Below are 22,561 nucleotides of genomic sequence, written 5' to 3' on the forward strand. Positions count from 1 at the left end.
TTAAGGTGAAAATGAACAAAAACAACGCATTCTGGATTGTTTTTTGCTCAAAATTTGCGTTCGGGTATGTATACGCATTTCATTAGGTTCGGGGGTTTGTTATCTTCGTCTCGCATTCAGGCAACATAAGACGAGAACAATGAAAGGACGTTGGGCAAAATATCTTCTTGCGGGAGCTGTCGTCGCGATGCTCGCCGCGTGTTCCTCAAAACCCACCGATCGTGGGCAGCAGTATAAAGACGGGAAATTTACCCAGCCTTTCTCACTGGTGAACCAGCCTGATGCGGTTGGCGCACCAATCAATGCCGGTGATTTCGCCGAGCAGGTTAATCAAATTCGCAGCGCTTCGCCACGTTTGTACGGCAACCAGAGCAACGTTTACAACGCTATCCAGCAGTGGTTACGTGCGGGCGGTGATACGCGCAGTATGCGCCAGTTTGGTATTGATGCCTGGCAAATGGAAGGGGCGGACAACTACGGTAACGTCCAGTTTACCGGTTACTACACGCCGGTTATTCAGGCGCGCCATACGCGCCAGGGCGAGTTTCAGTATCCTATCTATCGCATGCCGCCAAAACGTGGGCGCTTACCAAGCCGTGCCGAGATTTACGCGGGCGCGCTGAGCGACAACTACATTCTGGCGTACAGCAACTCCCTGATGGATAACTTCATTATGGATGTGCAGGGCAGTGGTTACATCGATTTTGGCGATGGCAGTCCGCTTAACTTCTTTAGCTATTCCGGGAAAAACGGCCACGCCTATCGCAGCATCGGTAAAGTGCTTATCGACCGTGGCGAAGTGAAAAAAGAAGATATGTCGATGCAGGCTATTCGCCATTGGGGTGAAACGCACAGCGAAGCCGAAGTGCGTGAGCTGTTGGAGCAGAACCCATCGTTTGTCTTCTTTAAACCGCAATCTTTTGCACCGGTCAAAGGGGCCAGCGCGGTACCGTTGATTGGCCGCGCGTCTGTGGCTTCTGACCGCAGTATCATTCCGGCGGGCACAACATTGCTGGCGGAAGTCCCGTTACTGGACAATAACGGCAAGTTTACCGGCCAGTACGAACTGCGCCTGATGGTGGCGTTAGATGTGGGTGGCGCTATTAAAGGGCAACACTTCGATATCTATCAGGGCATTGGTGCTGACGCCGGACACCGTGCGGGGTGGTATAATCACTACGGTCGCGTCTGGGTACTGAAAACAGCGCCGGGTACGGGTAACGTGTTCAGCGGTTAATAGCCGGATGGCGCTCGATATTAATGAATTTGAGGTGTTATGTCTGTGGTTATCAGTGATGCCTGGCGCCAGCGTTTTGGCGGTACGGCGCGTCTGTATGGCGAAAATGCGCTGCAGTTGTTTGCCCAATCGCATGTTTGTGTGGTCGGGATTGGCGGGGTAGGGTCGTGGGCGGCGGAAGCGCTGGCGCGTACCGGTATTGGCGCCATCACGCTCATCGATATGGATGATGTGTGCGTCACCAATACTAACCGCCAGATCCATGCTCTGCGCGATAACGTCGGCCTGGCAAAAGCTGAAGTGATGGCTGAACGTATCCGTCAGATTAACCCGGAGTGCCGGGTGAACGTGGTCGATGATTTTGTCACGCCGGATAATGTTGCTGAGTATATGAGTGCGGGTTATTCGTATGTCATTGATGCGATTGATAGCGTGCGCCCAAAAGCGGCACTAATCGCCTGGTGTCGGCGTAACAAAATTCCGCTGGTGACCACCGGTGGTGCGGGAGGGCAGATCGACCCGACGCAGATACAGGTCGTTGATTTGGCAAAAACTATCCAGGATCCGCTGGCAGCCAAGCTACGCGAGCGGCTGAAAAGCGATTTTGGCGTGGTGAAAAACAGCAAAGGCAAGCTGGGCGTGGACTGTGTGTTCTCGACCGAAGCGCTGGTTTACCCGCAGGCAGATGGCTCGGTATGTGCGATGAAGGCGACGGCGGAAGGGCCGAAGCGCATGGATTGCGCATCCGGTTTTGGCGCGGCCACTATGGTGACCGCCACCTTTGGCTTTGTTGCCGTCTCACACGCGCTGAAGAAGATGATGGCGAAAGCGGCGCGCCAGAGTTGAGTGTTGTGCCGGATAAGACGCGTTCGCGTCGCCATCCGGCAACCATCAAACCTGTCGGGCAGCCTCAAGAATCGCCTCGTTCAGAGCATGCAGCCCCTGGGTACGCGAGGCGCTGAGCTGCGCGCGTAAACCTAGCTCGTCAAATAATGCCATAGGCGAATGCGCCAGTAACTCGGCTGCGGTTTTACCTTCAACCGCCGTGAGTAATACCGCCAACAGCCCGCGTACAATGCGACCTTCGCTGTCGCCGAAGAAATGCAAAGTACCATTCTCATGAAGGGTATGCCCCAGCCAAACGCGGTTTTCGCAGCCCGCGATCTCTTTGGCCTGCGCCTTTAGCGAATCCGGAAGCGCTGGCAACTGCTTACCCAGCAGAATCAGCTGGCGATATTTATCTTCCCACTGGGTGAGCGGGGTAAAGGTATTGCGTAACGTCTCTTCCGTTACGGTTGTGCCAAACGGGTGTCCGGCGAACAGAGGGCTTGTCATTAATCCACCAATATTTCCAGCGCGCGGTCAACGGCTGCGACCAACGCATCTACATCACTTTGCGTATTATAAGGTGCAAATGAGGCGCGTAGCGTCCCGGATACGCCCAGTTCTGCCAGCAGCGGTTGCGCACAGTGTTGTCCTGCACGCAGTGCAATGCCATATTCGGCCAGCAACGTCACCATGTCGCTGTGATGAACCCCTGCGAAATCAAAGGCTAACAGACTGGAGTCCTGGCAGCGGAAGGAGCGAAAGCCGGGGCGTTTCGCCAGCGCATCTTCTGCCAACGTCGCCAGACCCCGACTCCAGTTTTCGGCCTGCACCACGTCAACGTCCGCCAGCCATTCGAGCGCCGCGCTTAGTCCGATAACGCCAGCAACGTTAGGCGTACCGGCCTCCAGCTTCCATGGAGCAGCCTGGGGGGTGAAACCGTCAAAACTGACTTCGCTAATCATTTTACCGCCACCGAGCCAGGGAGACATGGCATCCAGCAGTTCCGGTTTACCGTACAGCACGCCAATGCCGGTGGGGCCATACAGCTTGTGGCCCGAGAACGCATAGAAATCAATGTCTAATTGCTGTACGTCGGCGGGGAAATGGACAATCCCCTGGGCACCATCCACCATCACCACCATGCCAGCCGCATGGGCGAGCGTAATGGCGCGGGCTAAATCCGGGCAACCGCCGGTAACGTTCGACATCTGCCCAAGCGCCAGAATGCGGCTGCGTGGAGTGATGAGTTGCGCGAGGCTTTCAACGTCTGGCAATAAATGGGCGTTAAGCGGCAGCCTGACGACCTTCGCCCCCGTTTGCTCCGCCACCATCAGCCAGGGCACGAGGTTGGCATGATGCTCTGCTGCGCTAACGATAATCTCATCACCCGGTTGTAAGCGCGGTCGCGCATAGCTTTGGGCAACCATGTTGATCGCTTCCGTCGTACCGCGGGTCCAGACGATTGTTTTGTCATCCGGCGCATTAATCAGGCTTGCGACTTTTTCCCGCGCGGCTTCATAGCGTGCGGTCAGGCGCTGTGCTTCGGCAAACTGGCTGCGATGGACGTTCCCGGCGCTCAGGCTATAAAACTGATGGGTGGCCTCAATCACTGCCTGCGGCTTCAGTGCTGTAGCAGCGCTGTCGAGATAGACGCCAGCATCGTTGAGTGCGGGAAATTGCGCGCGAAACTGCGCGGGGTTAAAAGCGTTCATGGTATTCCTCAGTTCAGTAAACCGATCGTGGCGCAAAAAGGGCGCTGATACAAGGGGTGTGCTAACCATCGGAATACTCTGGATATCCTGGCAAAGTCCACGCAGTGTCTTATGCTATATACCGTTAGGCGAGCAATTTAGCCTGTTACGGAGTGTGTTTTTAATAGCATAAATCGCTTTAAGGAGAAAAAGATGAAAAAGACTGCCGCAATTATCTCTGCTTGTATGCTGACTTTTGCCCTGAGCGCCTGTTCTGGTTCGAATTACGTGATGCACACCAATGATGGTCGATCAATCGTATCTGATGGTAAGCCACAGACCGACAATGAAACGGGGATGATTTCGTATAAAGACGCTAACGGCAACAAACAGCAGATTAACCGTACCGATGTGAAAGAGATGGTAGAACTGGATAACTAACCGGTCGTCCATCGACAAAGAGTCGGACAAAAAAAAGCACCGCAATTTGGCGGTGCTACATTAATCACTATGGACAGACAGGGTAAATGTACAGGAAGTGAAAAAGGGTAGCTTTGCTACCATGGTCTGAATCGCAGACCAATTGCAAACACAACAACACAACATCACAACCGTAAGCCAAAAGCCCACCAGAACACGCATTCCGATAAAACTTTTCGTTCCGGCTTCAGGAAGTGCCGCCACTATAGGTATTTGCTGGTAGAACCTCAACGGACAATTTATAATGGCTCAGATAAAAAAAACTAATAGGTTACAGCCTGTTGGTTAATTGTTAAATTCATTTAACATCAAAGCCTAAAAGTCATGTCAAAACGATTACCACCCCTAAATGCGTTGCGTGTTTTTGATGCTGCAGCGCGTCATTTGAGCTTTACTCGCGCAGCAGAAGAGCTTTTTGTGACGCAGGCCGCAGTAAGTCATCAAATCAAGTCACTTGAGGATTTCCTGGGGCTGAAGCTGTTTCGTCGTCGCAATCGATCTTTGCTGTTAACGGAAGAAGGCCAAAGCTACTTTCTCGACATCAAAGAGATTTTTTCGCAATTAACCGACGCGACGCGTAAACTTCAGGCACGCAGTGCAAAAGGTGCGCTCACCGTGAGTTTATTGCCCAGTTTTGCAATCCAATGGATGGTTCCCAGACTCTCTAGCTTTAACTCAGCTTATCCGGGAATCGATGTCAGGATCCAGGCGGTGGACCGTCAGGAAGACAAACTGGCTGACGATGTTGATGTGGCGATTTTCTACGGACGCGGCAACTGGCCGGGTCTGCGCGTTGAAAAATTGTACGCAGAATATTTATTGCCGGTCTGCTCGCCGCTATTACTCACCGGTGATAAACCGCTAAAGACGCCCGAAGATCTGGCGAAACACACATTATTGCACGATGCGTCGCGCCGTGACTGGCAAGCCTATACGCGCCAGCTTGGCCTGAATCATATCAACGTACAGCAGGGACCCATCTTCAGCCATAGCGCCATGGTGCTCCAGGCTGCTATCCATGGACAGGGAATTGCGTTGGCTAATAACGTCATGGCGCAATCCGAAATAGAAGCCGGACGTCTGGTCTGTCCGTTTAATGATGTTCTGGTCAGCAAAAACGCATTTTATCTGGTTTGTCATGACAGTCAGGCAGAACTGGGTAAAATAGCCGCCTTCCGTCAGTGGATTCTGGCGAAAGCGGCCACGGAACAAGAAAAATTCCGCTTTCGTTATGAACAATAATTTACGTAGGGTATTCACATGACCAGCCGTTTTATGCTGATTTTTGCCGCCGTAAGTGGCTTTATCTTTGTGGCGTTGGGCGCCTTTGGGGCACATGTTCTGAGTAAAACCCTCGGTGTCGTTGAGATGGGGTGGATCCAGACTGGCCTCGAGTATCAGGCGTTCCATACGCTGGCTATATTTGGCCTGGCCGTCGCCATGCAGCGGCGTATTAGCATTTGGTTTTACTGGAGTAGCGTGTTTTTGGCATTAGGAACGGTGCTGTTTAGCGGCAGCCTGTATTGCCTCGCGCTCTCGCATTTACGCCTGTGGGCGTTTGTTACCCCTGTCGGTGGTTTCAGCTTCCTTGTGGGCTGGGCGCTGATGTTAGTGGGCGCTATTCGATTGAAACGTAAGGGCGTTAGCCATGAATAAGGTTGTATTGTTGTGTCGCCCAGGTTTTGAAAAAGAGTGCGCCGCAGAAATTACGGATAAAGCAGGACGCCGGGAAATCTTCGGTTTTGCCCGCGTGAAAGACAATGCGGGTTACGTCATCTTCGAATGCTATCAGCAGGACGATGCCGAAAAGTTAGTGAAAGAGTTGCCGTTTAGCTCGCTGATTTTTGCCCGTCAAATGTTTGTGGTGGGCGAACTGCTGCAATATTTACCGCCGGAAGACCGCATTACGCCGATTGTCGGCATGTTGCAGGGCGTGGTAGAGAAAGGCGGCGATCTGCGCGTTGAAGTTGCTGATACCAATGAAAGCAAAGAGTTGGTTAAATTTTGCCGTAAGTTTACCGTACCGCTGCGCGCGGCGCTGCGGGAAGCGGGCGTGCTGGCAAAGTATGAAACGCCAAAACGTCCGGTGGTTCATGTGTTCTTTATCGCACCTGGCTGCTGCTATACCGGCTATTCCTGGCCTGACAATAACTCCCCGTTCTACATGGGCATTCCGCGTCTGAAGTTCCCGGCCGATGCGCCGAGCCGTTCAACACTGAAGCTGGAAGAAGCGCTGCACGTGTTTATTCCTGCCGATGAGTGGGATGAACGTCTGGCTAACGGAATGTATGCGGTGGATTTAGGGGCATGCCCGGGCGGTTGGACCTATCAACTGGTTAAACGCAACATGTGGGTTTACTCCGTGGATAATGGTCCGATGGCGCAAAGCCTGATGGATACCGGACAAGTTACCTGGCTGCGCGAAGACGGATTTAAGTACCGGCCAAATCGCAATAACATTTCGTGGATGGTTTGCGACATGGTGGAAAAGCCCGCGAAGGTTGCCGCCCTGATGGCGCAGTGGCTGGTCAACGGCTGGTGTCGTGAGACTATCTTCAACCTCAAGCTGCCGATGAAAAAACGCTACGAAGAGGTGTCGCAAAACCTGGCTTATATTCAGGCACAGCTTGACGAGCATGGCGTAAATGCCCAGATTCAGGCGCGTCAGCTGTATCATGACCGTGAAGAAGTCACCGTGCACGTCCGTCGCCTGTGGGCTGCTGTTGGTGGTCGTCGCGACGAGCGATAAGGTAAAATTGCAGGCCGGATGAAGGCGTAAATGTCTCATCCGGCCTGCATTGTTTCAATCATCGGCGTATCTGAAATAATATGGGTCACATCATCCAGATGCCCAATCCGGGCCTCTCCCGAACGATTAAATTTACTTTTATCGATCAGCAATAATGACTGCGCTGCGCGCTTAAGCAGAATGGACTTGAAGTCGGCATTGGTCGCGTTAGAGTCCCAGAGTGCGCCGTCGCTGTCGATCCCTGCGCAGGAAAAAATAAACAGATCGATCTCGAGTGGTTTGAGCTGCGAGATGAGCGAGGGGTTAACATAGCAACCGTATTTACGCTCAAGGCGACCGCCGGAGCTGATTAGCTGAAGGTGTTCGCGTTTAGCCAATTCCTGGCAAATGGGCTGGCTGTTGGTAAAGACGTGAATGTTGATGTCCGGTAACTGTCGCGCCAGGTACCAGCACGTTGAGCTGGCGTCCAGGGCTATCACCATACCTTCTTCGATCCATGCCAGCGCTTCGCGGGCAATATTCGCTTTGTGGGCATAGTGGCTTTTGAGTCGTATATGAAACGGGTCGCCGCTGTCCTGATTCTCCCGATGAATCACTTTGGCCCGCCCGTGATTGCGCAGCACTTTTCCCTGGGCTTGTAACTCGCTGAGATCGCGGCGGATGGTCTCTTTGCTGACCTTAAGTTGCAAAGCAAGGGTTTCGGTTGTCAGATTTTTGTGGTTAGTAAGCAGATCTACGATCGCCTGCTGGCGCGCCGCTTTCATGTTCTGATCCTCATTTTATGATGAATGCCCGTAGCTGACGGGCATTCAGACCAGAGATTACGGGGTTACTCCTTTTTTTAATAGAATATTCCCGTACTTTGCCCGCTCTCCTGTGATAACGATCGCAAACGCCTGTTGCGCGCGTTCATAGAAGGCATAGCGGTCAATACGCGTGATGTCCGGGCAGGGGGTTTGCAGTGAAAGCGCCTGACGATAGCGGGCCTCGACGTCAGGATCGAGGGCATCGCCTTCAACAGCCGCCATCATCACCAGCGATGGGGCATAGCTGTCCAGTTCAAAGAGCGGAATAATCGCCTGTAGCAGGTCGCTGACCAATAGACCGTCGGCGCGGATAACCTGTGGTCCCATGCTGTGGGCCGGGAAGTGGGCATCGGAAAATATAATCTCATCGCCGTGGCCCATCTCAGCCAGCACCTTCAGCAGGTCGGGCGAAATTAAGGGAGATATTGTTTTGAGCATGTTACTCGACTCCTGTTAGTTCGGATTCGGTTTGCGGATAGAAGTAACGGTACTGGTAGCGTACCTGCCCGCGTGCCTGTTCCGGTGAGGCAAATTCCCCAATGCCCGACCACGCAAACATTGCGGCACCTGCCACGGTGGTTTCGGCGTCATCCAGCACTTTGACAGGTATCCCGAGAACATTCGCTTTGATCTGATTCCACAACGCGTTACGGCTTCCCCCACCAACCAATAGCAGTTCTGTGGCCTGGAAATGACCGATTTTTTCCAGCGTATGGAGGTTTCGCTGCAGCTGTTCTGTCAGTCCTTCCAGCGCGGCGCGATAAAAGTGCCCACGGGTGGTATTGAGCGTAACCCCTTGCCAGCCCGCATTCTGACAGGCCAGCAGGTCGCAGTGCATCTTCACGCCTTCGGCGCCTGCCGGGATGGCCCTGGCTTCGTCAATCAACGTCTGCCAGGGGGTGTCGGCAGTCCACAACAGCTTACGCACCCACTCAAGTACACCGGAAGCCAGCCACTGCATGCCGGGGTTATTCAGTCCAGCCTGGCTATCCAGCTCACAAGTGGAACCCGCATATTGGCTGAGCTGGGAGGTATCCACCTGCGCACTGCGCACCATCAGAATTTCCCATGTGCCGGAAGAGAGCACCGGTTCATCTGGTTGGGCTCCAGCGCCAAATAGCGCAAACTGCGTGTCGTGTCCGGCAGAGATGACCGGAATTCCCGCCGTAAGCCCGAGCAGGCTGGCAGCCTCTGGTTGCAAAGCCCCAATCTGTTCGCCTGCTTCAACCAGGCGCGGGAACAGACGGCGCGGTATGCCCGTAGCCTGCAAAATGTCATGACTAAAATCGCGCTGCCGGATGTCCAGCAACTGGCTGGTGCCCGCCATGGTGATATCTGTAGTGAACTCGCCGGTTAAACGGTGGTTGATAAGCGACGAGATAAACAACCAGGCGTGCGCTTGCTCCAGAAATTGCGGATGGTTTTCTTGCAGCCACACCAGTTTATACAGCGTGTTGAAGCTAAATGCGCCGACGCCGGAAATTTCCTGCAATTGCTGCGGTGATATGTAGTGGTGAATATTCTCCATCACCGCTGCGGTGCGTGGACATTTCCAGCTAATCACCGGATACAGCTGCTTGCCGTTCTTATCAACCAGCGCGCCGTCTACGCCAAAAGTGGTGACGGCGATCCCGCGGACATGGCAGGCGGCCAGTTGCGTGCAGAGGCGCTGACAGCAATCGGCGAAGCGTTGCAGAATGGACTCCAGCGACCATTGATGCCAGGTACTGTTTTCTGTTGCGATGTCACTGGCGTTCGGGGTTGCTGCGCGGGCGACAATCTTTCCCTGTCGGTCAACGGCGATAGCCCGCACGTTGGTCGCGCCACAGTCGAGAACCAGGATAACGTCTTGTTTCATAATCGCTCCCCAAACGTAGCCGGATGGCGCAGCGCTTACCCGGCCTACAAAATTCACTGCGCAGGCCCGGTAAGCTTGCGCCACCGGGCCAGAGTCGCATTAACGCTTATACAGCGGGCCGTAGTTCTGGCAGGCGCGATAATCCTGGCCTTCCATATCCATACCATGGGCTGCCCAGGCTGAAGGGCGGTAAATTTTTTCGTCTTCCACGTTGTGCATACAAACCGGGATACGCAGCATGGCGGCGAGCGTAATAAAGTCCGCGCCCACGTGACCTATCGTCAGTACGCCGTGGTTTGCGCCCCAGTTAGCCATGACGGAATAGACATCGCTGAACGGGCCTTTACCGGTTAAGCGCGGGGCAAACCAGGTGGTTGGCCAGGTGGAGTTGGTGCGCGCATCAAGCTGGTCGTGCATCTCTTTCGGCAATTCCACGCTCCAGCCTTCCGCGATTTGCAGCACCGGGCCCAGGCCTTTGATGATGTTGATGCGGGTCATGGTGAACGGCACGCCGCCCTCGGTCAGGAAGCGAGAAGAATAGCCGCCGCCGCGGAAGTATTCGTGAATAGCCGGACACCATTCGGTAGCCGCCAGGCAATCATCCGCCTCTTTCTGTGAGATTTCCCAGTGCGGCTTCATGGTCGGTTTCCCTTCGCCGTCGCGCTGTTTGCAGGAGCCATCCAGCGCTGCCGAGCCGGAGTTAATCAGGTGAATAATACCGTGCTCAGCAAGGCCGGTCAGCGGTTTACCCGTGACGCGTTCAACCGCCTCTGGCGACCAGTAGGTGCGCACATCGGCAAAGACCTGCGCTGTGCCGGTGAGTTGATGACCAAACAGCATCGCCACGCCGTTCAGGCTGTCGTTTTCGGTGGCGACAACGAACGGTTCGCGAATGCCGTTCCAGTCAAAGGAGCTGTTGAGCAGTGCTTCGGCGGTATCGCCATTCGGGTATTGATCGGTCCAGTGACGCTGGCCCTGGAAGCCTGCGGCAATCGCGTTGTACCCCAGCGACTCTTCAACCCGACCTTTGTCTGCCAGTTTCTGGTTACCCTGCATCATGTCGCGAATACACATGGCCATCAGCAGGCTCTCTTTCAGCACCGCACGGCTCTGCTCTGCGTTACGCTTATATTGCTGTGCGTTCTGATCTTCACCGTAGCGGAAGTTTTTATCCGCCCACGCCAGCGCCATTTCCAGCTCAGCTTCGTCATAGATTTTTTGGTCGATGCGACGGCGCAGTTCGGTCATATCAACGGGTTGAACCTTCATTCCCAGCCAGGATTCAAAGAAGTTATGATCGACAATCGAGCCGGCAATGCCCATTGAAACGCCGCCTACGGACAGGTAGCTTTTGCCTTTCATACTGGCAACCGCCAGGCCCGCGCGGGCAAAGCGCAGCAATTTTTCTTCAACATCGGCAGGGATCGTGGTATCGCCGGCATCCTGTACGTCATGGCCGTAAATAGAGAAGGCGGGAAGTCCTTTTTGATTATGCGCAGCCAATGCTGCGGCCAGATAAACTGCGCCGGGACGTTCTGTTCCGTTAAAGCCCCAGATAGCTTTCGGGCGCATCGGATCCATGTCGATGGTTTCGCTACCGTAGCACCAGCATGGGGTAACAGTAATCGTCACGCCTACGTTCAGGCTGCTGAATTTTTCTTCACAGGCGGCAGATTCAGCCATCCCGGCAATGCAAGTGTCGGCAATCACACATTCAATTTGTGCGCCACTGGCGTGACGAAGTTTCTCTGTGATCAGCGCAGCAGTGGCTTTGGCCATATTCATGGTTTGCTCTTCGAGCGATTCACGAACACCCATACGGCGCCCATCAATCACCGGACGAATTCCAATTTTCGGTAAGCTATTTTTGTTCATTCGAGGTTCCTCATCTCACTTTATGCCGTGCTGCAAAAGCGGATGTTGAACACCACCGTCGCAGTTGGCTGAATAACCCATTTTTGCTAACTCGAGTTAGCTTAGGTATTAGAGAGTTTTTTGCACAACTTTTTTGTTGTGGAACTGTGAGAGGCTTCACGAGAAGTGGTTAAAATTCGATCTGCGTCAAATAAACCAGGACGGGTATTTTCAATAAATCCTTTTTAAATTAATTGGTTGTAATAAATTGTCTGTTCAGCGTCACAGTTTTAAACCAAATGATTTGGCTATTTTGAGTAGCTAAAATAGCTTTAAAAGGCACTTCGCTAACTCGAGTTAGCATAATTGATAAAACGCATATGAACTTATAGGTAGTATTCGCATTAACGGTGACGATGGCTTCCTGGCAACGTTTTGCGCCTGATTCACTGATTGCAGTTTCTGTATATTGAGGAAAGCAGCAATGTCTGAAACATTTTTACAGATGAGTCATATTACGAAACGTTTTCCCGGCGTATTAGCGTTGAGTAATGTGGATTTTGCTTTACGCAAAGGAGAGGTTCATGCGCTGCTGGGTGAGAATGGCGCAGGAAAGTCTACGTTGATGAAGATTTTATCCGGTGTTTATCAGCCTGATGAAGGGGATATTATTTTTGAGGGACAACCTGTTACTTTTGCGAACCCGTTGAGTGCACAAAGCGCAGGTATCACCATCATTCACCAGGAGTTTAACCTTTTCCCTGAACTCACGGTGGAAGATAATATATTTATTGGCAGGGAGTTTTGCAAAAATAATCGCTGGCGTCTGGATGAAAAACAACAGCGACAGGCAGCTATCGATATTTTGCAAAAATTAAACCTGAATATCTCTCCAGAAACGCTGGTGGCCGATCTGACCGTCGCGCAACAACAAATGGTTGAGATTGCTAAAGCGATATCGGTGAATGCCAAGATTCTTATTATGGATGAACCGACGGCAGCGCTAACTGAAACGGAAATTGACAGCTTATTTCAGGTAACTCGTTTGCTGAAAGAACAGGGAACGGGCATTGTTTATATCTCGCACAGGTTAGAGGAACTGGCGCTGATCGCCGATCGCGCGACGGTGATGCGGGATGGCCAGTTTATTGCCACTGTGGATTATGATGCGGTCAAAATTAGCGATCTGATTGCCATGATGGTTGGGCGCGATCTTGGCAATATCTATCCTCGCCGCGAACCTTTGGCTCAACGCAAGCCGGTGTTGGAAGTAAGCGGTCTGACGCGCAATGGCGTATTGAACAATATTGATTTCACTCTGTATCAGGGCGAAATTTTGGGCTTCGCCGGTCTGATGGGGGCAGGACGTACTGAGCTGGCGCGGGCGATTTTTGGTGCGGATCCCATTGATGGCGGAACCCTCAAGCTGAACGGTAACGTGACGGTAATTAAAGATATTCCTGATGCTATCAAACAGGGTATCAGCTATTTAACCGAGGACAGGAAAAAAGAGGGGCTGGCATTAGGACTGTCCGTTGAGCGCAATATTATGTTGGGCAATTATCCTGAGTATTCCGATCGTTATGGCAACGTGGACAGCAAACGTTGTCAGAAAACCAGCGAAGAACAGGTGAAAGCCCTACGCATTAAAACACCACATTTAGAACAGGCTGCTCTGAATTTAAGTGGTGGTAATCAGCAGAAAATTATTATTGCCAGATGGGTGTGTAAAGACACCGATATTCTCATCTTTGATGAACCCACTCGCGGTATTGATGTGGGTGCCAAACTTGAGATTTATGAATTAATGAATCGACTGGTGGCAAAAGGGAAGTCAATTATCATGATCTCCTCTGAATTACCGGAAGTGCTGGGTATGTGCGATCGCATTTTAGTGATGCGTAATGGACGTATTACCGGGGAGTTAGCTTCTGATGACGCCACACAAGAAAAAATCATGCAATATGCGACGTTAGAGGACTAATTTATGACTATCTCTGTAACCTCTTCAGACAGCAATAATAAGAAAATAAAAATTAACAAAGAACTTTTAATGCGCCTTGCGCCGCTTTTGAGTCTGATTATTTTAGTAATATTTTTTAGCTTTGGTTCGCCATTTTTCTTTAACACTGAAAACATCATGACAATCGCTCTGCAAACTTCAGTGATTGGCATTATGGCGATTGGCGTTACCTTCGTCATTATCACGTCAGGAATCGACCTTTCTCTTGGCTCGGTGGTGGCCTTTTCGGGTGTTGCGGTAGGCATCAGCGCCACGCTGGGATTGCCTCTGCCCGTATGTATTCTGGCCGGGGTGCTGGCCGGTGGATTATGCGGCTATATCAATGGTCTGCTGGTCACCAAAATGACTATCCCACCTTTTATCGCCACGCTGGGCCTGATGATGTCCGTCAGAGGCATCAATATGGTGATGACAGATGGTCGTGCGATTTATTTCGCTGATTACCCCACCTTCAAAATGCTGGCCCAGGGACGTTTGTTCGATGTGTTGCCTTATCCCGTTTTTTACCTGGTGGTGGTGGCGCTAATCGCCGCCTACATCCTGAAGAAAACGGTGATTGGTCGCTATGTTTACGCTGTGGGTAGCAATGAGGTGGCCGCACACCTTTCCGGAATTAAAGTTCAACGCGTCAAAATTTTCGTCTACGCCTTTTGCGGTCTGCTGACCGGGATCGCCGGGGTTATTCTGGCCTCACGTCTGAACTCTGGTCAGCCAACGGTTGGCGTGGGTTATGAACTGGAAGCCATCGCGGCGGTTGTTATTGGCGGTACGAGCCTGATGGGAGGAATTGGCACCATCGGCGGGACTATCATCGGCGCATTCATTATGAGCGTGTTGAAAAATGGTCTGAACCTGATGGGGGTTTCCCAGTTCTGGCAAATGGTGGCCATGGGCGTGGTGGTCATTGCTGCGGTTTATCTCGATACATTACGCAAAAAAATTCGTTGATTTACGCTCCCGGAAGTCACGGGGCATCATAACCCTGACGTTTAGGGTGACTCACTCAGAACGGAGTAAAACAATGAGAACCAGGAATTTTGTCTATGCGTTATCCCTGCTGGCCTGTATGACATCCAGCGTATTGGCTAAAGATATGAACCTTCCGGTGGTCAGTAAAGGTTTCCAGCATGAATTCTGGCAAACCGTAAAAATGGGGACGGAAGCGGCAGCAAAAGAGTCGGGTGATAAAACCAGCTATGTCGGCCCGGCGGATGAAACTCAGATTGCCGAGCAGATTCAGCTAGTTGAAAACGCGATGGCGCAAAAACCCAATGGGCTATTGCTGGCAGCGTTAGATGCCAATGCGCTGGCGCCATTAGTTGAGACCGCAAATTCACGCGGCATTAAAGTTGTGACGTTTGACTCCGGTGTGAATTCCGATATCCCAGTGAGCTTTGTCGCCACGAATAACCGTAAAGCCGGTGCTGAAGCGGCGGATGCACTGGCAGCGGAAGTGGGCAGCAAAGGTAAAGTGGGCATTATTGCGCACGTAGCGGGGACCTCCTCAGCGATTGAGCGTTCGGAAGGGTTTATTGCCCGCATGAAAGAGAAATACCCGGAAATCCAGGTGCTACCGGTCCAGTACAGCGATGGCGATCCGCAAAAAGCGATGGATAAAACCATCGATATGATCCAGGCCAACCCTGATATTGCAGGGATTTATGGCACCAATGAAGGCTCAACGCTGGGCGTAGCAAACGCCATTGATAGTCAAAACCTGAAAGGTAAAGTGAAAGTGATTGGTTTTGATAGCACCGAGGCAATCATTGCTTTCCTGAAGTCTGGGGTCATTCAGGGCTTTGTCGTGCAGGACGCTTATCAGATTGGCTACCAGGGTATCAAGACACTAAATGCAGCGGTATCGGGTCAGTCTGTACCGAAAGAAATTGATATTCCGGTTAAATTCGTTAATGCGAAGAACATTGACACCCCGGAAATTGACAAGCTGTTACACCCATTCGGTAAAAAATAACACCGTTGGGGCGAAGTGCTCGCCCCATCATTCGCCAGCGTCAGGGAGTTACTATGGGCAGTGGATATTTCCTCGGTGTGGATGTCGGTTCCGCCAGCGTCAGGGCTGGTGTCTTTGATGCCAGTGGCAAACGGCTGGCTTTTGCGACACACGCCATCTCGCAGTTTCGACCCGGTCCTGAGCGGGTTGAGCAGTCATCTGCAGAAATCTGGCAGCAGGTTTGCCATGCAGTGAAGGAGGCGGTGTCGTCATCCGGGGTTCGCATTGAGGAGATTCGCGCATTGGGATTTGATGCCACCTGTTCATTGGTGGCACTGGATGAGCAGGGGCGGGGTCTGGCAGTTTCACCAGGCGAACCATCAGACCATAACATCATCATGTGGATGGATCATCGTGCGGCGCAGGAGACGCAACGTATAAACGCCACGCAGGATCCGGCTCTGCGCTACGTTGGCGGTGAAGTCAGCGTCGAAATGGAGCTTCCTAAAGTACTGTGGTTGAAAAACCATTTTCCAGCCACCTGGCAGAGTGCGTATCGCTTCTACGATCTGGCGGACTTTCTGGTCTCTAAAGCTACCGCCTGTGATGTTGCTGGTCTGTGCACGCTGACCTGTAAATGGAACTATCTGGCACATGAACAACGCTTTAGCCACTCTTTGCTTGACGCTGTTGAGCTAACGGATTTGTTGGGCAAAATCCCGTCGCGGATCCTGCCGCCAGGCGCCGCCGTTGGAACGCTTAGCACCGATGCGGCCCAGGCGCTGGGGCTGACGACTGCAGTGGTCGTCGCCAGCGGAATGATTGATGCCCATGCGGGCGGAGTAGCGCTTGCCGGTGTTGAGCCTGAGGGGACGTTGGCGTTGATCAGCGGAACGTCAAATTGCCATATGCTGTGCAGCGAGCAGGAAATTCATACACCTGGTGTATGGGGGCCGTACTGGTCAGCCATGCTGCCAGGCTACTGGCTGACAGAAGGGGGGCAAAGTGCCGCTGGGGCGTTAGTCGACTGGACGCTTCAGGAGTCAGGAGCCAGCGCGGCGCTATTTCACAAGGCTGAGGCGCGGGGTTGCCATCCCATCGTTTTAGTTAATGAATGGGTTGCCGCACTTGAGGCGCAGGAGTCAGAGCCTGGTCGTTATTTGCATGTGCTGGCCGATCATCACGGCAATCGTTCACCGCGCGCGCGACCCGATGCCCGGGGGAGTGTTTGCGGTTTGACTCTTGAGCGAGGCGAGATGCAGGTTGCTCGTCTGTACCTGGCGACATTACAGGCGATCGCCTGCGGTACGCGGCATATTATGGAAGTGATGCGCGAAAACGGTCACACCATTTCCCGACTGACGCTGTGCGGCGGCGCAACGCATAACCCACTGTGGTTGCGAGAATATGCCGATGCCACCGGATGCGATATTCATCTGATGCAGGAAGAGGATGCAGTGACGTTAGGTGCGGCCATCACCGGCGCGGTTGCCTGCGGCGCGTGGGAAAATATTCCATCTGCATGCCAGGCGATGGTTCGATCTGGCGAGGTGATTAAGGCTAACCCGGCACGGCGGAACTTCTATGACCGCAAATATCAGGCTTATCTGATGATGTGGGATCAGCAGCAGGCGATTAACCAACTTATGCAGTAAGACAAAAGTTTAAAATACTTTTATGATTGTAGATTGACGTTTTTGGATGTGAACTGGGGCATATAAATGGCTAAAACAGTAGAACAGATAGCCAGCGATCTGAATTTATCGGTTACGACCGTACGACTGGTGCTGAACGGGAAAGCAGAGCAATATCGAATCAGTGTCAAAACCCAAACGCGTATTAATGAATATGTCGAGCGCTATGGTTACGTCATTAACCATTCAGCACGCAGCCTGAAATTGAATAAAACGGATACGTTGGGATTGATTGTGCCCAATATTTCCAACGTGTTTTTTGCCACACTCGCAGAAAAACTTGAGCAACGCTGTCGTCGTTCCGGTTATCAGCTAACGATTAGCTGTACCTATGACGATGTTGATTACGAAAATAAACTGACTAAAGCGTTAATAGCTCGCAATGTCGATGGCCTTTTTATTGTTCCCTCAACATTAGAGAATCAGCAGCACCATTTACGTCAGGTCAGAAAACCGATGGTGTTACTTGACCGTGATTTTAAGTATACCGATAACGCTCTGGTAGAAAGCCATAACATTTTGGGCGGCGAAAAATTGACGCAAAGTTTGTTTGACGCTGGAAAGTCGCCGATCTGGTTTTTGGTGGGAGATACCGGATTACCCAGCATCGGCGACCGTTTGCAAGGTTATCTTAATGCATTGAACAATAATGGTATTTTGCATAGCGATTGGGTGCGCGAAGGGCCGGACAACACGCCCGAGGGTGGTTATCGACTGATGGATGAGTTGATCGGCGAACAGGGCTGTCCACAGGCATTTATCGCCTCATCATTACCCGTACTGGAGGGGGCCATTAATGCTATTCGTAATCGTTTTGGCACAATTCCACCTGAAATTAACATTGGGACATTCGATGAACACCCAATGCTGGGATTCCTCGCCAATAATGTCTGGTCAATGCAGCAGGATGAAAATGTTTGGGCGGAAAAAGCGTTCGATATGATGATGAGTGCTATTGATGACCAGCCAATTAAAGAAACTGTAAAAGTTGAGATGAAACTTATTAAGCGCGTAAGACAACCTTAATACGCCGCTATAAATAAATCGGCCTACTGAACCTGAATATATACGTTCAGTGGCTGCCTGTATCTGAAACCTGACCCGTCTTACTCTGCGGCTGCATTTTTCGCAATAAAGACGAGGGGAAACTGTACCCGGAGAATCATTATGGAAAGAATGCGTTTGTCGCGAGAAATCATTGAAACCTGCCTTGAAATGACCAGCCTTGGATTGAATCAGGGGACGGCGGGAAATGTGAGTGCGCGTTATGAAAATGGGATGCTGATCACGCCCAGCGGTATTCCTTACGAAAGACTTACTGAAAATATGATCGTGTATGTAGATAACGACGGGAAATATGATAAAGGACAATTACCCTCCAGTGAATGGCGTTTTCACCTGGCGGCATACCAGACGCGTCCCGATGCCAATGCGGTTGTCCATAACCATGCCGTACATTGCACGGCCGTTTCTATTCTTAATCGCCCTATCCCGGCAATTCACTACATGATTGCGGCGGCTGGGGGGAACTCTATTCCGTGTGCGCCTTATGCGACGTTTGGTACACGAGAGCTGTCAGAGCATGTGAGCGTCGCCCTGAAAAACCGTAAGGCAACGCTTTTACAGCACCATGGGTTGATTGCTTGTGAAGCGAATTTGGAAAAAGCACTGTGGTTGGCGCATGAAGTGGAAGTTCTGGCCCGCCTTTATCTGAGCACGCTGGCGATTGTTGACCCGGTGCCGGTGCTGGATGACGAGGAGATCGCCATTGTGCTGGAGAAATTCAAATCTTACGGATTACGCATTGAAGAGTAATTTCGCATAGCGAAAAGGAGAAATACGATGGCGAACAGAATGATTCTGAACGAAACGGCATGGTTTGGCCGGGGAGCTGTTGGTGCATTAACCGATGAAGTCATCCGTCGTGGTTATCGCAAAGCGTTGATTGTGACTGATAAAAATCTGGTGCAGTGCGGCGTTGTCGATAAGGTGACTTCCCGAATGGATGCTGCTGGTCTGGCATGGGAAATCTATTCAGGCGTTATTCCTAACCCAACCATTGCGGTGGTGCAGGAAGGGTTGGGTGTCTTTCAGCAAAGCGGCGCAGACTATCTGATCGCCATCGGCGGAGGCTCCCCTCAGGATACCTGTAAAGCGATTGGCATTATCAATAATAACCCTGAGTTTGCGGATGTACGCAGCCTTGAAGGGTTATCGCCAACGCGCAACCCGAGCGTGCCGGTTATGGCTATCCCCACCACCGCGGGAACGGCAGCGGAAGTGACCATTAACTACGTGATCACTGACGAAGAAAATCGGCGTAAGTTTGTTTGTGTCGACCCCCATGACATCCCACAGGTAGCGTTCATCGATGCAGACATGATGGACGGCATGCCAGCGGCGCTAAAAGCCGCCACCGGAGTGGATGCCCTGACCCATGCTATTGAGGGGTACATTACGCGGGCGGCGTGGGCGCTTACCGATGCGCTGCACATTAAAGCCATTGAAATGATAGCTGGGGCATTACGTGGTTCCGTTGCGGGCGATACCCAGGCCGGGGAAGCGATGGCGCTGGGCCAGTACGTGGCCGGGATGGGCTTTTCCAACGTTGGTCTGGGATTAGTGCATGGAATGGCACACCCGTTAGGCGCGTTTTATAACACGCCGCACGGCGTAGCAAATGCCATTTTGCTGCCGCACGTGATGCGCTATAACGCCGAATTCACCGGGGAAAAATTTCGCGATATCGCCCGGGTGATGGGAGTTAAGGTTGAAGAACTGACGCTGGCAGAGGCACGTAAAGCGGCAGTAGATGCCGTCTTCGCCCTTAACCGCGATGTAGGGATCCCACTGCATTTACGCGATGTTGGCGTACGTAAAGAGGATATTCCTGCGCTGGCACAGGCGGCATTTGACGATGTTTGTACCGGGGGAAATCCCCGTGAAGCGAATCTTGGGGATATCGTTGAGCTGTACCACACCGCCTGGTAATTTTTCAGCGTGACGGCGTGAAAGCCTTATCCGGCCTACCGGGGTGTTCGACGTGTAGGCCAGATAAGCACAGCGCCATTTGGCAACAGACCTATCGCACCAACCGTAATTGCTGCAGGTTTCCGTCGATATGTAAGTCCGTTTGCAGCCGTGCGATATCGCGACACAGAAACGCCATCTCCTGGTGCATCTCTAGTTTTTTGCGCCACTTGTCCGGTACTTCATCAAGATGCGCGTAAATGCCTTCTAGATGTTGAAACTGTACGAGCAGCTGCGTGGCGCTTTTGGGACCAATACCTGCAACCCCCGGTACTTTCGAACTGCTGATCCCGGCCAGTCCCCAGTAATCAGGCAACTGCTGCGGCAGCACGCCAAACTCTTTCTCAATAAACGGTGCATCCAGCCAGCGTTTTTGGAAGTAGTCACGAATACGCAGCGTCGGGGAGAGCAACTGACAATAGCCTTTATCGGTTGAGACGATGGTAGCCTGATGTCCCGCCTGGCTCACTTTAACCGCCAGGGTTGCGGCTAAATCATCGGCTTCATTCCCGCTGGAGACCCAACAGCAGACGCCGCGCTGTTCAAAAGCGGCGCGTAAGGCGGGCATTTCCTGGTGCAATTCATCAGGCATCGGGGGGCGACCTGCTTTGTAGTCAGGCAACCGTTGGTGACGCCAGCCGCTGTTGCGCGCTTCATCATCGAATACCGCCACGGCGTGCGTAGGCTGACTGTGCACAATCAACTGATCGAGCGCGTGCTGGCACGTCTCTACGCAGGGTGAGCCCTGTACGGCGTGAATGCGGCGGATAAGGTTCAGTGCATCGACAATGAGCAGGTGGACGGCCACGGTGTTCTCCCTAACAAATAAGTTTGTAGGGTAACATTCACGGCGAGGGGAGGCGAGTGTTGCGAAATAGCGTTATCCGTAGACCGGATGGCGGCGAGCGCCTTATCCGGCCTACAGACTCTGAAACGTGGTGGGACTTAATCGCAGGTGACAATCTTCATCGCCAGACCGCCGCGAGATGTTTCACGGTATTTGGCGTTCATGTCTTTACCGGTTTCGTACATGGTCTCGATGACTTTATCAAGGCACACGCGCGGTTCGCTGATACGGCGCAGCGCCATACGTGCGGCGTTCACTGCTTTAACCGAAGCAATGGCGTTACGCTCAATGCACGGTACCTGCACCTGACCGGCAACCGGATCGCAGGTCAGACCCAGGTTATGTTCCATACCGATTTCCGCCGCGATGCACACCTGCATTGGGCTACCGCCCAGCAGTTCAGCCAGACCGGCCGCAGCCATGGAGCAGGCAACGCCGACTTCACCCTGACAGCCCACTTCGGCGCCAGAGATAGAGGCGTTCATCTTGTACAGTGAACCAATGGCGCTCGCGACCAGCATGTAGCGTGCCAGCGAGTTAGCATTCACTTCGCGGATAAACTTGTCGTAGTACGCCAGCACGGCAGGAACAATCCCGCATGCGCCATTAGTTGGCGCCGTAACCACGCGTCCACCGGCAGCGTTTTCTTCGTTCACGGCCAGCGCGAACATGTTGATCCAGTCAACAACCGCCATCGGATCAGTGGTGGTTTTGTCGCTGCTGACCAGCATACGACGCAGCGCCGCCGCGCGACGTGGAACGCGCAGTTTGCCCGGCAATACACCTTCGGTGGTGATGCCGCGCTCAATCCCGCTGCGCATGACGTCCCAGACGTTGGCGAAGTGTTGTTCCAGCTCTTCTTTGCTGTGCAGCGCCAGTTCGTTTTGCATCATCAGACCGGAAAGTGACAGGCCGGTTTCCTGGCAATGACGTTGCAAATCAGCCGCAGATTTATACGGATACGGCACGTTTACCGGAGAGTTGTTCGGTAAACCAAAATGTTCTTCATCAACGATGAACCCACCGCCAATGGAATAGTAAGTCTGGCTGTAAATGGCTTTTTCGCCCGCCAGTGCGGTAATACGCATCCCGTTTTCGTGCAGGGACAGATTGTCCGCATGGAAATTCATGCACTTGTCGACCGGGAACTCGACCTCATGTTGACCGTCCGCCAGCAGCAAACGTCCATGAGTATTCACATCCTGGATAAAGGCCGGGATGGCATCAATGTCTACGGTATCCGGCAGATTACCCGCCAGGCCCATAATAATAGCGATGTCGGTATGGTGACCTTTCCCCGTCAGAGACAAAGAGCCATAGACATCAACCACTACGCGGGTTACGTCAGTGAGAATTCCGCGTGCAATCAGGTCATCCGTGAATTGTTTGCCTGCTTTCATCGGGCCAACAGTGTGGGAGCTGGAAGGGCCAATGCCGATTTTGAAAATATCGAATACGCTAATCATGAGGCGTCCATTGTGTATCGAGGTGCGCCGCCCCGAGGAGCGGCGCA

Annotated in this window: 21 protein-coding genes; 13 read left to right on the top strand and 8 right to left on the bottom strand. The window is 52.5% G+C overall.

The features are described from left to right. Positions 1-139: 139 nt before the first annotated feature. Positions 140-1,237 carry a murein transglycosylase A gene (gene mltA, locus OGW44_RS23250; protein WP_019077597.1) on the top strand — a complete coding sequence of 366 codons (1,098 nt, stop codon included), beginning with the start codon at positions 140-142 and terminating at the stop codon, positions 1,235-1,237. Positions 1,238-1,276: 39 nt separating this feature from the next. Next, positions 1,277-2,083, top strand: coding sequence for a tRNA cyclic N6-threonylcarbamoyladenosine(37) synthase TcdA (tcdA, locus tag OGW44_RS23255; protein ID WP_019077596.1), 807 nt, complete (start codon positions 1,277-1,279; stop codon positions 2,081-2,083). Positions 2,084-2,128: 45 nt separating this feature from the next. On the opposite strand, the gene csdE is transcribed toward tcdA, so the two are convergent. Together csdE and csdA are read right to left on the bottom strand one after the other, a co-directional pair. Beyond that, positions 2,129-2,572, bottom strand: a complete 444-nt coding sequence (gene csdE / locus OGW44_RS23260; RefSeq protein ID WP_016154263.1) for a cysteine desulfurase sulfur acceptor subunit CsdE — start codon at positions 2,570-2,572, stop codon at positions 2,129-2,131. Then, positions 2,572-3,777 (bottom strand): cysteine desulfurase CsdA, encoded by a 1,206-nt coding sequence (gene csdA, locus OGW44_RS23265; RefSeq protein ID WP_101700181.1) that lies wholly within the window; start codon positions 3,775-3,777, stop codon positions 2,572-2,574. The genes csdE and csdA overlap by 1 nt, the downstream gene beginning before the upstream one ends. A gap of 192 nt (positions 3,778-3,969) precedes the next feature. Between csdA and OGW44_RS23270 the strand changes: the two genes are divergently transcribed. The 4 genes from OGW44_RS23270 to rlmM all read left to right on the top strand — a co-directional run bounded on the left by OGW44_RS23270 (position 3,970) and on the right by rlmM (position 6,985). Continuing rightward, on the top strand, positions 3,970-4,197 hold the full coding sequence (locus tag OGW44_RS23270) for a YgdI/YgdR family lipoprotein (RefSeq protein ID WP_016154261.1): 228 nt from the start codon (positions 3,970-3,972) through the stop codon (positions 4,195-4,197). A gap of 363 nt (positions 4,198-4,560) precedes the next feature. After that, complete coding sequence (gene gcvA, locus OGW44_RS23275) at positions 4,561-5,478, top strand: glycine cleavage system transcriptional regulator GcvA (protein WP_016154260.1); 918 nt, start codon at positions 4,561-4,563, stop codon at positions 5,476-5,478. Between the two features lie 18 nt (positions 5,479-5,496). Then, complete coding sequence (locus OGW44_RS23280; protein WP_003034037.1) at positions 5,497-5,892, top strand: DUF423 domain-containing protein; 396 nt, start codon at positions 5,497-5,499, stop codon at positions 5,890-5,892. Beyond that, positions 5,885-6,985 (top strand): 23S rRNA (cytidine(2498)-2'-O)-methyltransferase RlmM, encoded by a 1,101-nt coding sequence (rlmM, locus tag OGW44_RS23285; protein WP_003034040.1) that lies wholly within the window; start codon positions 5,885-5,887, stop codon positions 6,983-6,985. The genes OGW44_RS23280 and rlmM overlap by 8 nt, the downstream gene beginning before the upstream one ends. Positions 6,986-7,020: 35 nt before the next feature. On the opposite strand, the gene fucR is transcribed toward rlmM, so the two are convergent. The 4 genes from fucR to fucI form a co-directional block, all read right to left on the bottom strand. Continuing rightward, entirely contained in the window at positions 7,021-7,749 is a 729-nt protein-coding gene (gene fucR, locus OGW44_RS23290; RefSeq protein WP_185654459.1) for an L-fucose operon activator, read from the bottom strand. A 57-nt stretch (positions 7,750-7,806) separates the two neighbouring features. Next, positions 7,807-8,229 carry an L-fucose mutarotase gene (gene fucU / locus OGW44_RS23295; protein ID WP_103766718.1) on the bottom strand — a complete coding sequence of 141 codons (423 nt, stop codon included), beginning with the start codon at positions 8,227-8,229 and terminating at the stop codon, positions 7,807-7,809. Position 8,230: 1 nt separating this feature from the next. After that, positions 8,231-9,649: an L-fuculokinase gene (gene fucK, locus OGW44_RS23300; RefSeq protein ID WP_185654460.1), complete on the bottom strand. Its 1,419-nt coding sequence runs from the start codon at positions 9,647-9,649 to the stop codon at positions 8,231-8,233. A 99-nt stretch (positions 9,650-9,748) separates the two neighbouring features. Continuing rightward, positions 9,749-11,524, bottom strand: coding sequence for an L-fucose isomerase (gene fucI / locus OGW44_RS23305; RefSeq protein ID WP_075847504.1), 1,776 nt, complete (start codon positions 11,522-11,524; stop codon positions 9,749-9,751). A gap of 463 nt (positions 11,525-11,987) precedes the next feature. On the opposite strand from fucI, the gene OGW44_RS23310 reads away from it, so the two are divergent. The 7 genes from OGW44_RS23310 to fucO all read left to right on the top strand — a co-directional run bounded on the left by OGW44_RS23310 (position 11,988) and on the right by fucO (position 20,162). After that, positions 11,988-13,487 (top strand): sugar ABC transporter ATP-binding protein, encoded by a 1,500-nt coding sequence (locus OGW44_RS23310; protein ID WP_019077590.1) that lies wholly within the window; start codon positions 11,988-11,990, stop codon positions 13,485-13,487. Positions 13,488-13,490: 3 nt separating this feature from the next. Further along, positions 13,491-14,474 carry an ABC transporter permease gene (locus OGW44_RS23315; RefSeq protein WP_003034055.1) on the top strand — a complete coding sequence of 328 codons (984 nt, stop codon included), beginning with the start codon at positions 13,491-13,493 and terminating at the stop codon, positions 14,472-14,474. Between the two features lie 73 nt (positions 14,475-14,547). After that, on the top strand, positions 14,548-15,498 hold the full coding sequence (locus tag OGW44_RS23320) for an ABC transporter substrate-binding protein (RefSeq protein WP_016157361.1): 951 nt from the start codon (positions 14,548-14,550) through the stop codon (positions 15,496-15,498). Between the two features lie 53 nt (positions 15,499-15,551). Then, positions 15,552-17,132, top strand: a complete 1,581-nt coding sequence (locus OGW44_RS23325; protein ID WP_016157360.1) for an FGGY-family carbohydrate kinase — start codon at positions 15,552-15,554, stop codon at positions 17,130-17,132. Positions 17,133-17,198: 66 nt separating this feature from the next. Next, complete coding sequence (locus OGW44_RS23330; RefSeq protein WP_016154251.1) at positions 17,199-18,197, top strand: LacI family DNA-binding transcriptional regulator; 999 nt, start codon at positions 17,199-17,201, stop codon at positions 18,195-18,197. Between the two features lie 141 nt (positions 18,198-18,338). After that, positions 18,339-18,986: an L-fuculose-phosphate aldolase gene (gene fucA / locus OGW44_RS23335; protein WP_003034062.1), complete on the top strand. Its 648-nt coding sequence runs from the start codon at positions 18,339-18,341 to the stop codon at positions 18,984-18,986. A gap of 27 nt (positions 18,987-19,013) precedes the next feature. After that, positions 19,014-20,162, top strand: a complete 1,149-nt coding sequence (gene fucO, locus OGW44_RS23340; protein ID WP_046276144.1) for a lactaldehyde reductase — start codon at positions 19,014-19,016, stop codon at positions 20,160-20,162. Between the two features lie 91 nt (positions 20,163-20,253). On the opposite strand, the gene xni is transcribed toward fucO, so the two are convergent. Together xni and OGW44_RS23350 are read right to left on the bottom strand one after the other, a co-directional pair. Then, positions 20,254-21,009 carry a flap endonuclease Xni gene (gene xni, locus OGW44_RS23345; protein ID WP_016154249.1) on the bottom strand — a complete coding sequence of 252 codons (756 nt, stop codon included), beginning with the start codon at positions 21,007-21,009 and terminating at the stop codon, positions 20,254-20,256. 137 nt (positions 21,010-21,146) lie between these two features. Beyond that, positions 21,147-22,514 carry an L-serine ammonia-lyase gene (locus OGW44_RS23350; protein ID WP_185654461.1) on the bottom strand — a complete coding sequence of 456 codons (1,368 nt, stop codon included), beginning with the start codon at positions 22,512-22,514 and terminating at the stop codon, positions 21,147-21,149. Positions 22,515-22,561: the final 47 nt, after the last annotated feature.

Origin of the sequence: Citrobacter sp. Cb023, from assembly GCF_030336805.1 — a bacterium.
Classification (GTDB): Bacteria; Pseudomonadota; Gammaproteobacteria; order Enterobacterales; family Enterobacteriaceae; genus Citrobacter; species Citrobacter braakii.

Coding starts and splice junctions, on each gene's coding strand:
- csdE (WP_016154263.1), bottom strand. CDS start 2,572: ATGACAAGCCCTCTGTTCGCCGGACACCCGTTTGGCACAACCGTAACG.
- fucA (WP_003034062.1), top strand. CDS start 18,339: ATGGAAAGAATGCGTTTGTCGCGAGAAATCATTGAAACCTGCCTTGAA.
- mltA (WP_019077597.1), top strand. CDS start 140: ATGAAAGGACGTTGGGCAAAATATCTTCTTGCGGGAGCTGTCGTCGCG.
- rlmM (WP_003034040.1), top strand. CDS start 5,885: ATGAATAAGGTTGTATTGTTGTGTCGCCCAGGTTTTGAAAAAGAGTGC.
- OGW44_RS23330 (WP_016154251.1), top strand. CDS start 17,199: ATGGCTAAAACAGTAGAACAGATAGCCAGCGATCTGAATTTATCGGTT.
- OGW44_RS23320 (WP_016157361.1), top strand. CDS start 14,548: ATGAGAACCAGGAATTTTGTCTATGCGTTATCCCTGCTGGCCTGTATG.
- csdA (WP_101700181.1), bottom strand. CDS start 3,777: ATGAACGCTTTTAACCCCGCGCAGTTTCGCGCGCAATTTCCCGCACTC.
- fucK (WP_185654460.1), bottom strand. CDS start 9,649: ATGAAACAAGACGTTATCCTGGTTCTCGACTGTGGCGCGACCAACGTG.
- OGW44_RS23270 (WP_016154261.1), top strand. CDS start 3,970: ATGAAAAAGACTGCCGCAATTATCTCTGCTTGTATGCTGACTTTTGCC.
- fucO (WP_046276144.1), top strand. CDS start 19,014: ATGGCGAACAGAATGATTCTGAACGAAACGGCATGGTTTGGCCGGGGA.
- OGW44_RS23325 (WP_016157360.1), top strand. CDS start 15,552: ATGGGCAGTGGATATTTCCTCGGTGTGGATGTCGGTTCCGCCAGCGTC.
- OGW44_RS23310 (WP_019077590.1), top strand. CDS start 11,988: ATGTCTGAAACATTTTTACAGATGAGTCATATTACGAAACGTTTTCCC.
- fucI (WP_075847504.1), bottom strand. CDS start 11,524: ATGAACAAAAATAGCTTACCGAAAATTGGAATTCGTCCGGTGATTGAT.
- fucU (WP_103766718.1), bottom strand. CDS start 8,229: ATGCTCAAAACAATATCTCCCTTAATTTCGCCCGACCTGCTGAAGGTG.
- OGW44_RS23280 (WP_003034037.1), top strand. CDS start 5,497: ATGACCAGCCGTTTTATGCTGATTTTTGCCGCCGTAAGTGGCTTTATC.
- fucR (WP_185654459.1), bottom strand. CDS start 7,749: ATGAAAGCGGCGCGCCAGCAGGCGATCGTAGATCTGCTTACTAACCAC.
- OGW44_RS23315 (WP_003034055.1), top strand. CDS start 13,491: ATGACTATCTCTGTAACCTCTTCAGACAGCAATAATAAGAAAATAAAA.
- gcvA (WP_016154260.1), top strand. CDS start 4,561: ATGTCAAAACGATTACCACCCCTAAATGCGTTGCGTGTTTTTGATGCT.
- OGW44_RS23350 (WP_185654461.1), bottom strand. CDS start 22,514: ATGATTAGCGTATTCGATATTTTCAAAATCGGCATTGGCCCTTCCAGC.
- tcdA (WP_019077596.1), top strand. CDS start 1,277: ATGTCTGTGGTTATCAGTGATGCCTGGCGCCAGCGTTTTGGCGGTACG.